The 15,383-nt window shown below is 64.0% G+C and carries 13 protein-coding genes; 12 read left to right on the top strand and 1 reads right to left on the bottom strand.

Annotated elements, in window-relative coordinates:
• Positions 1–100: 100 nt before the first annotated feature.
• From norR to JV551A3_RS05845, 11 genes are all read left to right on the top strand, one after another.
• Positions 101–1,654: a nitric oxide reductase transcriptional regulator NorR gene (gene norR / locus JV551A3_RS05900; RefSeq protein WP_133970311.1), complete on the top strand. Its 1,554-nt coding sequence runs from the start codon at positions 101–103 to the stop codon at positions 1,652–1,654.
• A gap of 267 nt (positions 1,655–1,921) precedes the next feature.
• Entirely contained in the window at positions 1,922–2,821 is a 900-nt protein-coding gene (locus JV551A3_RS05890; protein WP_133970310.1) for a chemotaxis protein, read from the top strand.
• 88 nt (positions 2,822–2,909) lie between these two features.
• Positions 2,910–3,221, top strand: coding sequence for a hypothetical protein (locus JV551A3_RS05885; protein ID WP_133970309.1), 312 nt, complete (start codon positions 2,910–2,912; stop codon positions 3,219–3,221).
• Positions 3,218–3,952: a YkgJ family cysteine cluster protein gene (locus tag JV551A3_RS05880; protein ID WP_133970308.1), complete on the top strand. Its 735-nt coding sequence runs from the start codon at positions 3,218–3,220 to the stop codon at positions 3,950–3,952. The genes JV551A3_RS05885 and JV551A3_RS05880 overlap by 4 nt, the downstream gene beginning before the upstream one ends.
• Before the next feature lie 326 nt (positions 3,953–4,278).
• Positions 4,279–5,442, top strand: a complete 1,164-nt coding sequence (locus tag JV551A3_RS05875) for an efflux RND transporter periplasmic adaptor subunit (RefSeq protein WP_133970307.1) — start codon at positions 4,279–4,281, stop codon at positions 5,440–5,442.
• Positions 5,439–8,531 carry a multidrug efflux RND transporter permease subunit gene (locus JV551A3_RS05870; RefSeq protein WP_133970306.1) on the top strand — a complete coding sequence of 1,031 codons (3,093 nt, stop codon included), beginning with the start codon at positions 5,439–5,441 and terminating at the stop codon, positions 8,529–8,531. Before JV551A3_RS05875 ends, JV551A3_RS05870 begins: the two co-directional genes overlap by 4 nt.
• A 9-nt stretch (positions 8,532–8,540) precedes the next feature.
• Complete coding sequence (locus JV551A3_RS05865) at positions 8,541–9,215, top strand: heavy metal response regulator transcription factor (protein ID WP_025337735.1); 675 nt, start codon at positions 8,541–8,543, stop codon at positions 9,213–9,215.
• A complete protein-coding gene (locus tag JV551A3_RS05860; RefSeq protein WP_133970305.1) occupies positions 9,190–10,578 on the top strand; it encodes a heavy metal sensor histidine kinase in 1,389 nt (462 codons plus the stop codon). The genes JV551A3_RS05865 and JV551A3_RS05860 overlap by 26 nt, the downstream gene beginning before the upstream one ends.
• A gap of 315 nt (positions 10,579–10,893) precedes the next feature.
• Entirely contained in the window at positions 10,894–11,118 is a 225-nt protein-coding gene (locus JV551A3_RS05855) for a hypothetical protein (protein WP_085705421.1), read from the top strand.
• 205 nt (positions 11,119–11,323) lie between these two features.
• Positions 11,324–12,658, top strand: coding sequence for an OprD family porin (locus JV551A3_RS05850; protein ID WP_133978431.1), 1,335 nt, complete (start codon positions 11,324–11,326; stop codon positions 12,656–12,658).
• 236 nt (positions 12,659–12,894) lie between these two features.
• Entirely contained in the window at positions 12,895–14,385 is a 1,491-nt protein-coding gene (locus tag JV551A3_RS05845) for a sensor domain-containing diguanylate cyclase (protein ID WP_133970303.1), read from the top strand.
• Here the strand turns inward: JV551A3_RS05845 and JV551A3_RS05840 are convergent.
• Positions 14,382–14,858, bottom strand: a complete 477-nt coding sequence (locus tag JV551A3_RS05840) for a ferritin-like domain-containing protein (protein WP_013970965.1) — start codon at positions 14,856–14,858, stop codon at positions 14,382–14,384. The genes JV551A3_RS05845 and JV551A3_RS05840 overlap by 4 nt on opposite strands.
• A 203-nt stretch (positions 14,859–15,061) precedes the next feature.
• Between JV551A3_RS05840 and JV551A3_RS05835 the strand changes: the two genes are divergently transcribed.
• Positions 15,062–15,283, top strand: a complete 222-nt coding sequence (locus JV551A3_RS05835; RefSeq protein ID WP_016393933.1) for a DUF3820 family protein — start codon at positions 15,062–15,064, stop codon at positions 15,281–15,283.
• The last annotated feature ends 100 nt before the right edge of the window (positions 15,284–15,383 follow it).

Raw genomic sequence — 15,383 nt, 5'->3', positions numbered from 1 at the left:
TCATGCCAACTTTTATCTCCAGCAAAATCAGGGGGTTGACGCAGGTCATGTCAAAACGACCCACCCCAACGTATAGTCATATCGACCCACAGGAGTCCATATGACCACGAAGCCCCTGCTCACCACCCTGCTACCCTTGGTCAGCGACCTCTCCCGGGACCTGCCCGACCAGGAACGCTATCGCCGCCTGCTACAGGCCATGCGTGGGTTGCTGCCCTGCGATGCCGCCGCGCTGCTGCGCCTGGATGGCGAGTGGCTAGTGCCGCTGGCGGTGGACGGCCTGAGCCCCGATACCCTGGGCCGGCGCTTCCGGGTCAGCGAACACCCACGCTTCCAGATTCTGCTCAGCAGCCCGGAACCCACCCGCTTCGCCAGCGATTCCGAGCTGCCCGACCCTTACGACGGCCTGGTCAACGCCCCCCACGCCAACCTGGAAGTACATGACTGCATGGGTTGCCCGTTGATGGTCGACGAGCGCCCTTGGGGCTTGGTTACCCTCGATGCGCTGACCCCAGGGCAGTTCCAGAGCTTGGAACTGGGCGCCCTGCAGGCTTTCGCCAGCCTGGCCGCCGCCACGGTCACCGTGGCCGAGCGCATCGAGCACCTGGCCCTGCGCGCGGAAGACGAACACCACCGCGCGGAGATCTACCGCCAGGCCAGCGGCCAGGACAAGGAGCTGATTGGCCAGAGCCCCGCGCACAAGCGCCTGGTGGAGGAAATCCGCCTGGTCGGTGGCAGTGACCTGACCGTGCTGATCACCGGTGAGACCGGCGTCGGCAAGGAGTTGGTGGCCCAAGCCCTGCATCAGGCCAGTAACCGCGCTGGCAAACCGTTGGTAAGCCTCAACTGTGCCGCCCTGCCCGACACCTTGGTCGAAAGCGAACTGTTCGGCCATGTGCGCGGTGCCTTCACTGGCGCCCATGGCGAACGCCGCGGCAAGTTCGAACTCGCCAATGGCGGCACGCTGTTCCTGGATGAGGTCGGTGAACTGCCGCTGACGGTGCAGGCCAAGCTGCTGCGGGTGCTGCAGAGCGGCCAGTTGCAGCGCCTGGGCTCGGACCGCGAGCACCGGGTGGATGTGCGCCTGATCGCCGCGACTAACCGCGACCTGGCGGCAGAAGTACGCGCTGGCAACTTCCGCGCCGACTTCTACCATCGCCTCAGCGTATACCCGCTGCACGTGCCGCCGTTGCGCGAACGTGGGCGCGATGTGTTGCTACTGGCCGGCTACTTTCTCGAACAGAACCGCTCGCGGCTGGGTCTGAACAGCTTGCGCCTGAGCAGCGAGGCCCAGGCTGCACTGCTGGCCTATGACTGGCCGGGCAACGTGCGTGAACTGGAACACCTGATCGGTCGCTCGGCGCTCAAGGCGCTGGGCCAGCATTCCGACAGGCCACGCATCCTCACCCTGGAGGCCATCGACCTGGACCTGCGCGCAACGGTAACGCCCGGCACCCCGCCCTCCCCTGCCGCGCCCCTGCCGACGGCACCGCTACCCGAGGGGGGCCTGCGCGAAGCCGTCGACGACTACCAGCGCCAGGTGATAGAGGCCTGCCTGCAGCGACACGAAGATAATTGGGCAGCGGCGGCCCGGGAACTCGGCCTGGACCGCGCCAACCTTAGTCGTCTGGCCCGTCGGCTGGGGCTGCGTTGATTGAAACCGGCGCTGTACCTGTGGGCAATCCGCGTACCCTGTGGGAGCGGCTTTAGCCGCGAAGAATCCAACGCGGTGCATGGCACCGGCTGCGCCGGTGTTCGCGGGCAAGCCCGCTCCCACAGGGATCGCGCCAGCCTTTTGGAAATTGAGTAAGACAGTGGCTCCCACAGGGTCCAGAGCATTCCTTGGCTCGGTGCAAAATGACTAAAGCCCGACCAAAACAGGCCGATAACCGGTTATCCCCTGTTCCCCACGAAGGTCACCATGGCCACGCAAAATGCCCGCGCGGACTCGCTGTCCCTGCTGCTGTTCACCCTGCGCAGCGGCAAGTTGATGGCAATCAACCTGCTCAAGGTCAGCGAGATAATCCCCTGCCCGCCGCTGACCAAGCTGCCCGAATCGCACCCTCACGTGAAAGGCGTGGCGACCCTGCGCGGCAATCCGCTGTCTGTGATCGACCTGTCCCGCGCCATCGGCGAACGGCCGCTGGCCGACCCGGACGGCGGCTGCCTGATCGTCACCGAGATCAGCCGCTCGCGCCAGGGCCTGCATGTGCAGGCGGTCAGCCGCATCGTGCATTGCCTGAGCACCGACATCAAACCACCACCCTACGGCTCAGGCAGCCGCTCGTTCATCACCGGCGTAACCCGGGTCGACAACACCCTTGTTCAGGTGCTGGACATCGAAAAAGTCATCCATGCCATCGCCCCGCCGGTGCCAGAGCAGCCTCACGGTACCTTGAGCGAGGAAGACGCCAGCCTGCTGGCCGCCGCCAACATCCTGGTGGTGGACGACAGCCAGGTGGCCCTGCAGCAGTCGGTGCACACCCTGCGCAACCTCGGCATCGAATGCCACACCGCGCGCAGCGCCAAGGATGCCATCAACGTATTGCTGGAACTGCAAGGCACCGCGCAGGAAATCAACGTGATCGTCTCCGACATCGAAATGAGCGAAATGGACGGCTACGCCTTCACCCGCACCCTGCGCGAAACCCCCGACTTCCAGCACCTGTACATACTGCTGCACACCTCGCTGGACAGCGCCATGAGCAGCGAAAAGGCGACCCAGGCCGGGGCCAATGCCATCCTCACAAAGTTCTCCTCGCCGGAGCTGACCGATTGTCTGGTGGTGGCGGCGCGCACCGTGGTGTTCGCCGAGCGCTGATATATTCGGAGACAAACTCCCCGGCTTGCCGCCGGGGTCGAGTCGGGCATAATTCGCGCCCCTCGCAAGTAATTTGCCGGAATCGCGTATGAAGTTTCTCAGCTCTATCCTGATCACTTGCGCCCTCGTCAGCGGTATCGCCCAGGCCTCCAGCAGCCAGGCCTGGAACGAACAGCGCCAGCAGATGCTCAAGGCTTGCCTGGCCGCCAGCCAGTTCAAGGATGCCCACGCCCGCAGCAAGCCCGCCGAGTTCGATGACCAGGTCGGCATGAGCGCCCTGCTGATCGAAGGCGTCTACCCCCAGAAGCACATGCAGCAGCGTACCGGTACCGAGCTGTGCCTGTACGACCGCCAGCACCAGCGCGCCTTCGTCAGCGAATGGAGCCCGGAGGTCAAGTGACCGACAGCCTGCGTTTTGCCTGCACCGGCTGCGGCAAGTGCTGTACCGGCCACCACGTGCCCTTGACCCTGGCCGAAGCGCGCCGCTGGGCGGACAACGACGGCCAGGTGGTGGTGTTGATCGAAGCCTTCGTGGCGGACGGCCCTGGCATGCCGGTAGAACAGCGTGATCATGTGCTGCGTCGTTCATATCCCGTGCCCTGCGGCGACAGCGAAATACGCGTCTCGGTGACCTTTGCCGCGTTCAACCCCGGACGCTGCCGCAACCTCGACGACAACGATCTGTGCACCATCTATGACCAGCGGCCGCTGGTATGTCGCATCTACCCGGTGGAAATCAACCCGCATATCCCGCTGCGGCCGGCCAGCAAGGACTGCCCGCCGGAAGCCTGGCAGCAGGGGCCGGAGCTGATTCACGGCAGACAACTGGTGGATGCCGGGCTGGAGGCGCTGGTGCAGGCCTCTCGCCAGGCCGACCGCGAGGACATCGCCGCCAAAGTGGCGGTGTGCCAGGCGCTGGGCATGACCACCAGTGCGCTCAAGGGCAACGGGTTTACCGCCTACCTGCCGGACATGGGAGCATTTGCTGCAGCCTTGGCGCAGGAGCCGGAGGATGACCAGGCGCAGTGGACCCTGCATGTGGAGGATGTGCCGATGGTGGCGAGCTTGCAGGAACTGGGTTTGCGCATCACCAACGAGCCGCCGGTGTATTACGCCTTCATCGGTTTCTAGGTAAGCAGTACCGACCCTATCGCCGGCAAGCCCGACAGGGATAACACATGGCTTCAGGTCGACGCGGTCAGGGTGGGAGCGGCCTTGTGTCGCGATGGGCTGCGAAGCAGCCCCGGGATTTTGGCCATGGCGCTGATATTGCTGGGGCTGCTCTGCAGCCCTTTCGCGACGCAAGGCCGCTCCCACAAAAGAAATCCGCGCATGACCAAAGGGCGCAAAACTGACAGCACTGTCAGCCAGCAGTCACGCTGCCGACCCGGTTCGGGGGCTATAAGCTTGAATACAGACAACCGCTCCCCACCCATCTGGCCAAGGTGCCCGCACCGATGCGACGACCGCCCCGCCCTGTCATCCTCGCCGCCCTGGCGCTCCTTGTCCTGGCGGTAGCGGGCATCTGGTTCGGCCAGCGCCAGCCAGCACCTGCCACCCGCGCGCAAACCGCCATCCCGGTGCGCGTGGTCAGTGTCGTCCAGCAGAACGTGCCGCGCTATGCCAGCGCCATCGGCTCGGTGCTGTCGCTGCACAGCGTCGAGGTGCGCCCGCAAGTGGAGGGGATACTGACCCAGGTTCTGGTCAAGGAAGGCCAGTGGGTGAAGGAAGGCGACCTGCTGGCCACCCTCGACGACCGCGCCATCCGCGCCAGCCTCGACCAGGCCCGCGCCGAACTCGGCCAGAGCCAGGCGCAGATCCAGGTAGCCAATGTCGACCTGCAGCGCTACCGCCTGCTGAGTACCGACAATGGCGTTTCGAAGCAGACCCTCGACCAGCAGCAGGCGCTGGTCAACCGCCTGCAAGCGACAGTCAAGGGCAACCAGGCAGCCATCGCCAATGCCGAAGTGCAGCTGTCATACACCCAAGTCCGCTCGCCAGTGACCGGCCGGGTGGGTATTCGCAACGTGGACCCTGGCAACCTGGTGCGTACCAGCGATACCCGCAGCCTGTTCAGCGTTACCCAGATCGACCCGATCGCCGTCGAATTCGCCCTGCCGCAGCAAATGCTGCCGACTCTGCAAAGCCTGCTGAAGGCGCCCACCCCGGCACTGGTGCAGGCCTACATGGATGCCGACGGCGAACGCAACCTGCTCGGTGAAGGCCACCTGGCACTGATCGACAACCAGATTTCCGCCACCACCGGCACCGTTCGGGTAAAAGCCGAATTCGACAACAAGGACGGCCGCCTGTGGCCGGGCCAGCTGGTCACCATCCGCCTGCGTACCGCCGTGGAAGAAAACGCCCTGGTGGTACCTCCGCCTGTGGTACAGCGCGGCGTCGACGGGCACTTCGTCTACCGCCTGGACGGTGACAAGGTCACCAGTGTGCCGGTCAAGGTGCTGTATCAGGACAGCGGGCTGAACATCATTGCCGGGGTCAAGCCGGGCGAACGCCTGGTGCTCGATGGCCAGTCGCGGCTCAAGCCTGGCTCACGGGTCGAGGTGGCCCCCGACGCCCCCGCGCCTTCGGAAATGGCCGACCGCCGGGGCCAGCCATGAACACACGCAACGGTGTTTCGGCCTGGTGCATCGACCACCCCATCGCCACCCTGCTGCTGACCTTCGCCCTAGTGCTGCTGGGTGCCATCGCCTTCCCGCGCCTGCCGGTGGCCCCCCTGCCGGAAGCCGACTTCCCGACCATCCAGGTGACCGCGCAACTGCCTGGCGCCAGCCCGGAAACCATGGCCTCGTCGGTGGCCACGCCGCTGGAAGTGCAGTTCAGCGCCATCCCCGGCATGACCCAGATGACCAGCAGCAGCGCACTGGGCTCGACCAACCTGATCCTGCAGTTCACGCTCGACAAGAACATCGACACCGCTGCCCAGGAAGTGCAGGCAGCCATCAACACCGCCACCGCGCGCCTGCCACAAGACCTGCCCAACCCGCCGACCTGGCGCAAGGTCAACCCGGCCGACAGCCCGGTGCTGGTGCTGACGGTCAGCTCCAGCCAGATGCCTGGCAACGACCTCAGCGACTACGCCGAAACCCTGCTTGCGCGCCAGCTGAGCCAGATCGACGGGGTCGGCCTGATCAACATCACCGGGCAACTGCGCCCCGCAATTCGCGTGCAGGCGCAACCCGAGAAACTGGCCGCCATCGGCCTGACCCTGGCCGACTTGCGCCAGGCCATCCAGCAGACCAGCCTGAACCTGGCCAAGGGTGCGCTGTACGGCGAACACAGCGTGTCGACCATCGCCGCCAACGACCAGTTGTTCCACCCCGACGACTACGCCCAACTGATCGTCTCCTACCGTGACGGTGCACCGGTGCACCTGAAGGACGTGGCCAAGGTGATCAATGGTGCCGAGAACGCCTATGTCAAAGCCTGGTCCGGCGACCAGCCCGGGCTGAACCTGGTGATTTTCCGCCAGCCTGGCGCCAACATCGTCGATACCGTGGACCGGGTACTGGCTGCCCTGCCCAAGCTGCAGGAGATGCTGCCAGCCTCGGTCGAAGTGTCGGTGCTGCAAGACCGCACCCAGACCATCCGTGCCTCGCTGCATGAAGTGGAGCTGACCCTGATGATCGCCGTGGCCCTGGTGATCGGGGTAATGGCGCTGTTCCTGCGCCAGTGGTCGGCGACCCTGGTGGTGTCCAGCGTGCTCGGCGTATCGCTGATCGCCAGTTGCGCGCTGATGTACATCTTCGGCTTCAGCCTGAACAACCTGACCCTGGTGGCCATCGTCATCTCGGTGGGCTTCGTGGTCGACGATGCCATCGTCGTGGTGGAGAACATCCACCGCCACCTGGAGGCCGGCGAAGACAGCCGTACTGCCGCGCTCAAGGGCGCCGGGGAAATCGGCTTCACCGTGGTGTCGATCAGTTTCTCGCTGATCGCCGCGTTCATCCCGCTGCTGTTCATGGGCGGCGTGGTCGGCCGGCTGTTCAAGGAGTTCGCCCTTACCGCCACCGCCACCATCCTGATTTCGGTGGTGGTTTCGCTGACCCTGGCGCCAACCCTGTGCGCACTGTTCATGCGCCGCCCGCCCGGAGAGCACAAGGGCGGCTTCGGCGAGCGGCTGGTCAGGTGGTACGAAAAGGGCCTGGACCGCGCCCTCGCCCACCAGCGCCTGACCCTCGGCATGTTCGGCCTGACCCTGGCCCTGGCGGTGGCCGGGTACGTGGGTATACCAAAGGGATTCTTCCCGCTGCAGGACACCGGCTTCATCCTCGGCACCAGCGAGGCGGCGGCGGATGTGTCGTACCCGTCGATGATCGAGAAGCACCAAGCGCTGGCAAAAATTATCGAGGCCGACCCGGCGGTGCGCGCGTTCTCCCACTCGGTGGGCGTCACCGGCAGCAACCAGACCATCGCCAACGGCCGCTTCTGGATCGCCCTCAAGCCGCGAGGCGAACGCGATGTGTCGGCCAGCGAACTGATCGACCGGCTGCGACCCAAGCTGGCCCAGGTTCCGGGCATCGTCCTGTACATGCGTGCCGGCCAGGACATCAACCTCAGCTCCGGCCCGTCACGCACCCAGTACCAGTACGTGCTCAAGAGCAACGACGGCATGGCGCTGAACCTGTGGACCCAGCGCCTGACGGAGCGCCTGCGCGAAAACCCGGCATTCCGCGACCTGTCCAACGACTTGCAGCTGGGTGCCAGCGTCACCCGCATCGATATCGACCGCCAGGCCGCGGCACGTTTCGGCCTGACCACCACCGACGTCGACCAGGCGTTGTACGACGCCTTCGGCCAGCGGCAGATCAGCGAATTCCAGACCGAGACCAACCAGTACAAGGTGATCCTCGAACTGGATGCCCGCCAGCGCGGCAAGGCCGAAAGCCTCAACTACTTCTACCTGCGCTCGCCGCTGACCAACGAGATGGTGCCGCTGTCGGCAGTGGCCCATGTGGCGCCGCCCAGCACCGGGCCGATGTCGATTAGCCACGATGGCCTGTTCCCGGCGGCCAACCTGTCGTTCAACCTGGCCCCGGGCGTGGCCCTGGGCGATGCGGTGACCATCCTCGAGCGTACCCAGCGCGAGCTGGGCATGCCCGACTCCATCAGCGGCAACTTCCAGGGCGCGGCCCAGGCCTTCCAGAGTTCGCTGTCGAGCCAGCCGTGGCTGATCCTGGCTGCGCTGGTGGCGGTGTACATCATCCTCGGCGTGCTGTACGAAAGCTTCGTCCACCCGCTGACGATCATCTCCACCCTGCCCTCGGCCGGCCTCGGCGCACTGATCCTGCTGTGGGCCATGGGCCAGGACTTCAGCATCATGGGGCTGATCGGCGTGGTGCTGCTGATCGGTATCGTCAAGAAAAACGGCATCCTGCTGATCGACTTCGCCCTCGAAGCCCAACGCCGCCAGGGCCTGACCCCGGAGCAGGCGATCCACCAGGCCTGCCTGACGCGCTTCCGGCCGATCATCATGACCACCCTGGCCGCCTTGCTCGGCGCGGTGCCGCTGATGTTCGGCTTCGGCACCGGTTCCGAGCTGCGCCAGCCACTGGGCATCGCCGTGGTTGGCGGCCTGCTGGTGAGCCAGGCGCTGACGCTGTTCACCACCCCGGTCATATACTTGGCCCTGGAGCGCCTGTTCCACCGCCGCCAGGCCGCCCGTGCGGCGGCGCCCAGTGCCAGTTAGGACAAGACCATGCGTGTGCTGATCATCGAAGACGAAGAAAAAACCGCCGACTACCTGCATCGCGGCCTCAGCGAGCAAGGGTTTACCGTCGACCTGGCGCGGGACGGCATCGATGGCCTGCACCTGGCCCTGGAAGGTGACTACGCAGTGATCGTGCTGGACGTGATGCTGCCGGGCCTGGACGGTTATGGCGTGCTGCGCGCCCTGCGCGCGCGCAAGCAGACGCCGGTAATCATGCTGACCGCCCGTGAACGGGTCGAAGACCGTATCCATGGCCTGCGCGAGGGTGCCGACGACTATCTGGGCAAGCCGTTTTCCTTCCTCGAACTGGTTGCCCGCCTGCAAGCCCTGACCCGGCGTAGCAGCAACCACGAACCGTTGCAGGTGCAGGTGGGTGACCTGTGGATCGACCTGATGGCGCGCAAGGCCACACGCGCTGGCCAGCGCCTGGAGCTGACGGCCAAGGAGTTCTCGCTGCTCAGCGTGCTGGCCCGCCGGCAAGGTGAAATCCTGTCGAAGACGGCGATTGCCGAGCTGGTCTGGGACATCAATTTCGACAGTGATGCCAACGTCGTCGAAGTGGCGATCAAGCGCCTGCGCGCCAAGCTCGATGGGCCTTTCGACAACAAGTTGCTGCACACCATCCGAGGCATGGGCTATGTCCTGGAAAACCGTGCGGGGTAATTCCATCGCGCTGCGCCTGTCGGCGCTGTTCATCCTGGTGGCGCTGGGCGTGTTCCTGCTGATCGGTTCGGCGCTGTACCGCCAGGTAGACCGCAGCCTCGACCTGCTGCCGCAAGCCGAGCTGGATGCCCGTTTCAGCGTGCTCGAATCCACCCTCAACCGCTTCGGTACACCGGAGCACTGGGTCAAGATCAACAACAAGCTCAACCTGCTCAGTGAGGAGGACAAGCGCATTCGCTTCTGGGTGGTCAGCAGCAACCCGGCCTACGAATACGGCCACCCCAGCGAGCTGGTCCGCGCCTTCGCCGAAGGTGCGCAGGGCATGCGCGACTTGCGCCTGCCCGACCGGCCCTACCCTTACAAGGTGCTGGTCAGCGAACTGCCGGCCTTGGGCGAGCGCCCGCCGTTGCGCTTTCTGATCGGCATCGACACCGAAACCTTCTGGCAGGCCCAGCACAGCCTGCTGGTGGCGATTGTCGGGCTGGCGGTGCTCGGCGTGCTGCTGGCCTCGCTGCTGGGCTACTGGGTGGCGCGCATCGGCCTGCGCCCGCTGCTGGCGTTGTCCGTTGAGGCCCAGGCGCTGGCGCCACCGCGCCTGGACGGGCGCCTGCAGACTGAGAACCTGGCACCGGAGCTGGCCCAATTCGCCGGCGCCTTCAATGCCGCACTGGACCGGGTCAGCCAGGCCTATACACGGCTCGAAGCCTTCAACGCCGACGTTGCCCACGAACTGCGCTCACCACTGACCAATCTGATCGGCCAGACCCAGGTGGCGCTGACCCGCGGGCGCAGCGCCGAGCACTACTTCGAAGTGCTGCAATCGAACCTTGAGGAACTGGAGCGCCTGCGCAGCATCATCAACGACATGCTGTTCCTGGCCAGTGCCGACCAGGGCAGCAAGGCCACTGCCCTGACCCAGGCCTCGCTGGCCGAGGAAGTGGCGACCACCCTCGATTACCTGGACTACATTCTCGAAGACGCGCAGGTCAGCGTGAGCGTGAGCGGCGATGCCCAAGCGCCCATCGAAAAGGCCCAGCTGCGCCGGGCGCTGATCAACCTACTGAACAACGCCGTGCAGCACACCGCACCGCACCAGGTGATCGAGGTGCAGATCGCGGCCGGGCCGGAGCAGGTCAGCATCGCCGTGAGCAACCCGGGGCCGGCGATCGACGATGAGCACCTGCCATTGCTGTTCGAACGCTTCTACCGGGTGGATGCGGCACGTAGCAACAGTGGTGGCGGTAACCATGGGCTGGGGTTGGCGATCGTCAAGGCGATAGCGCTGATGCATGGTGGGGAGGTGTTTGTGCGTAGTGCCTCTGGGGCCAACACTTTTGGTATCAGGCTGCCCGCCCATGCCTGACAGGAAGTCGCGGCCCATGTGGGAGCGGCCTTGTGTCGCGAAAGGGGCGCGAAGCGGCCCCAGGTTCTGTGCCATGGCAGCATCTGTCGGGGGCTGCTGCGCAGCCCTTTCGCGACACAAGGCCGCTCCCACAACGTAAAGACCGCGTAGACCCTCTAGCATGCAGGTTTGCGGCGAAAGTCCAATTGCTTTCCCAGTGATAATTACCTTTTGCGCAACAGTGCTTATCGCACTTCGCTCTGTTTCAAGTGCATTGAAAGGACTAACTTTACCCCTGTCCTCATTAGCACTTGCACCGCAAGAAGGTAGTTTCAAATGTCCAACAGTATGGGTATTGCCAGCGTCTTCGTCCTGTCTTCCCTGTTGTTGTCGCCCCTGGCCATGGCCGAAGAATCCAAGGCTTTCGTCACCCGTAATGCCGAGTTCGCCGCGGTCCACCAAGAGGCCCGCGAAGCCGTAGCCGCACAGCAGGCCGACGCCGCAAAGGACGCAAACCAGACCGCTTCCAAGGTTTCTGTCGATGCTAACGCCGACAGCTGATCAAGCGCTGTCGCTGCTCCCGTTTTCCCTTGGCTACACCATGGGCACCACCGGTGCCGATATGTTAGCCTTTTAAAGCCGCTGCCGATCAGCGGCTTTTTTTATGTGCTTCAACTATCAGCCAGGCTGTAACGTTCACGTATAAGAAAGACGCACATTCGAAAATAAAAACTGCCCCACCGCCAGACCCAAGGAGCTAGTACCGGTGCCTTCCGCGTTTCGTTTTACCCCGCTGTTCATTGCGTTGACTGCAACGATCCCTTTCGCCGCCCAGGCAGATGAAGACAAGGCTGATGGCTTCATCGAAGGCTCGTCCTTCAACCTGCATTTTCGTAATGCCTACTTCAACCGCGACAACCACAACGCCGGCGTGCGCGACACCCGCGAGTGGGGCCAGGGCGCGGTTGCACGCTTCGAATCGGGCTACACCCCGGGCGTGGTCGGCTTTGGCCTGGATGCCCACGCCATGCTGGGCCTGAAACTCGACGGTGGCGGCGGCCATGCTGGCACCAGCATTCTGCCAACCCACCAAAAGAACGAAGACGAACTGGGTGCTGCCCCGCACTCGTTCTCCACCGCCGGTGCCGCAGTCAAGCTCAAGGCGTTCGACACCGAGCTGAAAGCCGGTGACCTGTTCCTCACCAACCCGGTGATCGCCGGCGGCGAAACCCGCATGCTGCCGCAGACCTTCCGTGGTGTGAGCCTGACCAATACCAGCATCGACGGCCTGCTGCTCGAAGGCGGCCAGGTGAGCTTCACCAAGCCGTACAACCAGAGCGGCCACCGCCGCATCGACACCTACTACGGTTCGCTGGGCGAGCATGACAAGAGCAAGCACCTGAACTGGGCCGGCGCGTCGTGGAGCGGTACCCCGAACATCACCGCCAACCTGTATGCGGCCGAGCTGAAGGACATCTGGAACCAGTACTACGCCGATTTCGACTACACCTACGTGGTCAGCGACCTGGTCAGCCTGAACCCGGGCGTGCACTTCTATCACACCCAGGACACCGGCCAGGCCCTGCTGGGCAAGATCGACAACAATACCTACAGCGTGCATTTCACCGTCAATGCCGGGTTCCACAGCGTCACCGCCGCCTACCAACGGGTAAACGGCAACACGCCGTTCGACTACATCAACCTGGGCGACAGCATCTACCTGGACAACTCGCGCATGTACTCGGACTTCAACGCACCGAACGAGCGTTCGTGGAAGCTGCAGTACAACTATGATTTTGCTGGTGTGGGCATCCCTGGCCTGAGCACGGTGCTGTCGTACTCGCGGGGTGAGGCGGACCTGACCAAGGCCGTCCAGGACACCACCCACTACGACTACTACCGTGCCGATGGCAAGAACGCCATGCACTGGGAACGCGACCTGGACGTGAAGTACGTGTTCCAGGAAGGTGACCTGAAGGACCTGTCGGTGCTGGTGCGCTATGCCACCCACCGTGGCAGCCAGGGTTATGCGTCGATCGACAGCAACAGCGACAACGATGAACTGCGGGTGATCGTGGATTACCCGTTGAACGTGTTCTGATCCTGGTTTAAAGGAAGCACACACCACCCCTGTGGGAGCGGGTTCACCCGCGAACACCGGCGAAGCCGGTGCCAGATACCGAGTTGGTTTCTTCGCGGGTGAACCCGCTCCCACAGGGCCTTGTGGTTAGCCCAGAATAAGGTCTACCGCGATTCCGTCGGACAAATCTTGTTCGACAATCCCTGCTTCCCTAGAATGTCGCCGCCGCGAATGGCCCTGCCCACGCAGTAGCGAGCATGACCCCCCGATCTCCGCGTTTCGCACTCTACAGGTCGCACCCCGAGCTGATCCTCAACCTGGGCAGTTGCCTTGCCGTGCTCGCCATCGTGGCCATCGTCAGCTACCTGCTGGCGCGCGAGCGCGACAATGTCGAGGTGTCGGCGATCCGCTCGTCCAACAATATCGTCCAGCTGATCGAAAGCGACATCCTGCGCAACGTCGAACTCTACGACCAGTCGCTGCAGGGCCTGATCTGGGCGGTCGGGCGCAAGGAGCTGCCGGAAATCCCCGGCCCGGTGCGCCAACGCCTGCTAATCAATGAAGCCTTCGTCGACCGCAAGCGCGGTGACGTGCTATGGCTGGACAAGCAAGGCAACGTGGTGGGCGATTCCACCAGCAGCGTGCCGCGCAAGGCCAACTTCGCCGACACCGGGGTTTTCCAGGCGCACCTGCACAACGCCAACCTCGGCCTGCTGGTGGGCCCGCCGTTCAAGGCCAGGCTCGGCGACCTGGACTGGTGTATCAGTTTCAGCCGGCGTATCTCCGACGCCAAAGGCGAGTTCGCCGGCCTGGCAGCGGGCGCGCTGCGCCTTTCGTACTTCAGTGAACTGTTCCAGCGCCTGGACATCGGCGAAGACAGCAGCATCAACCTGCTCAACACCGACGGCCAACTGCTGGCTCGCCAGCCCAGCCGTACGCAAGACTCGCAAATCGGCAGCAACTATGCCGAGCGGCCCAATTTCAAACGTATTCTCAGCGAGCAGAGCGGCAGCTTTACCGCCCACTCCAGCAGCAACGGCAAACCGCGCATGTACACCTTCGCCCGGGTCGCGCAGTTGCCACTGATCGTACTGGTCGTGCATTCGGCCGAAGATGTATTCGAATCCTGGCGGCGTACTGCGATCCTGGTCAGCGTCGCCACCGGGGGATTATGTGTGGGGATCCTCTGGCTGACCCTGCTGCTGGGCCGCGAATTGCGTCGCCGCCAGGAGGCCGAACAGGGCCTGGCGACCCTGGCCGCCACCGACAGCCTGACCGGGCTGGCCAACCGCCGACGCCTGGACCAGGTACTACGACAGGAGTGGGCTCGTGCCCAGCGCAATTGCAAGCCGTTGGCAGTGCTGATGGTGGACGTGGACCATTTCAGGGCGTTCAACCAGCGCCATGGCCATGCCGGTGGCGACCATGCCCTGCGCGAAGTGGCCAAGACCATCGAGGCATGCATCCGCCGCCCCGCCGATCTGGCTGCGCGGTATGGTGGTGAGGAATTTCAGGTAGTGCTGCCGGAAACCGACTTGACCGGTGCGCAACTGCTTGCCGAGCGCATCCGCGCCAGTGTCGAAGCGCTGGCACCGTTCGCCGATGATGCCCACTCGGTCACGGTCAGCATCGGCATCGGCCTGTCAGGCACCCAGCACGATCTGGCGAAAGTGCTGGGTGCTGCGGATGAAGCGCTCTACCGGGCCAAGGCCAAGGGCCGTAACCGGGTAGAGGGGCCTGCCGACTAGCTGCGGGCGCGCGCGGCGTTGCGCAAGGCCCTGACCTGGTCATGGTTGCGCTGCACACCTTGCAGCTGTTTTTCCACCAAGGTGTAGGTCTGGTCGCTGGCGGTGCGGCCCAGCTTCACCAGTTTCTCGCGGGCTTCCTTGTACGCCTTGAGGGCGTGGTCCTCGCCCCGCTCCACTTCGTTCAGCACCGCTTCCTCATCCTTGCCGGTGACCATCGCCTTGAGGTTGACCCAACCCCGATGCAGGTCACCGCTGATGCTGGTGGAGGTTTCCGGGTCACCACCCAGGCGACGCACCTCGCTCTGCAGCTCGCCTGCTGCATTGGCACACTCACCGGCACGCTGAACGAAGAACGCTTTCAGTTCGGGGTTTTTCACATCATCGGCCGAGGCCTTGAAGCCTTTCTCGCCATCCTTGCTGTACTCGATCAGGTCGTTGAGCACGTCGATCACATCTTTGTTGGGATTGCTCATGGCACAAACTCCTTGGCAGGTGATAGTCATCTGTAGGAGAGCAGCGTTCATGCCAAGTAAGGATCATCGATAAAATCCTTTTAAATCAATTAGATACAAATATGTGACTGGAGCTGGAACACGGCGTTCTGCATGATTGCCGCTTGGGCCTTCGTGCAGATTGCAGTATGGTCGGCGCTTTTCAACAGCCAGGTGCGCCGATGATGAAACCGGAAACCCTCGAACTGCTGGTCACCCGAACCATGCCGTTTGGCAAGTACCAGGGACGAATCATTGCCGACCTGCCGGGGGATTACCTGGCCTGGTTTGCGCGCAAGGGTTTCCCGGCCGGGGAATTGGGTGGGTTGCTGGCGCTGATGCATGAGGTCGATCACAACGGGCTGGGCGATCTGCTGGTGCCGTTGCGGCAGAAGCATCGGCGGTGACCTGTTCCGGCCTCTTCGCGGGCACGCCCGCTCCCACAGGTACTGCATGATCCTGAAGCTTGCAGTGATCCTGTGGGAGCGGGCGTGCCCGCGAAGAGGC

Source organism: Pseudomonas inefficax (assembly GCF_900277125.1).
GTDB lineage: Bacteria > Pseudomonadota > Gammaproteobacteria > Pseudomonadales > Pseudomonadaceae > Aquipseudomonas > Aquipseudomonas inefficax.
This window is presented reverse-complemented; position numbering and strand designations above follow the sequence as displayed.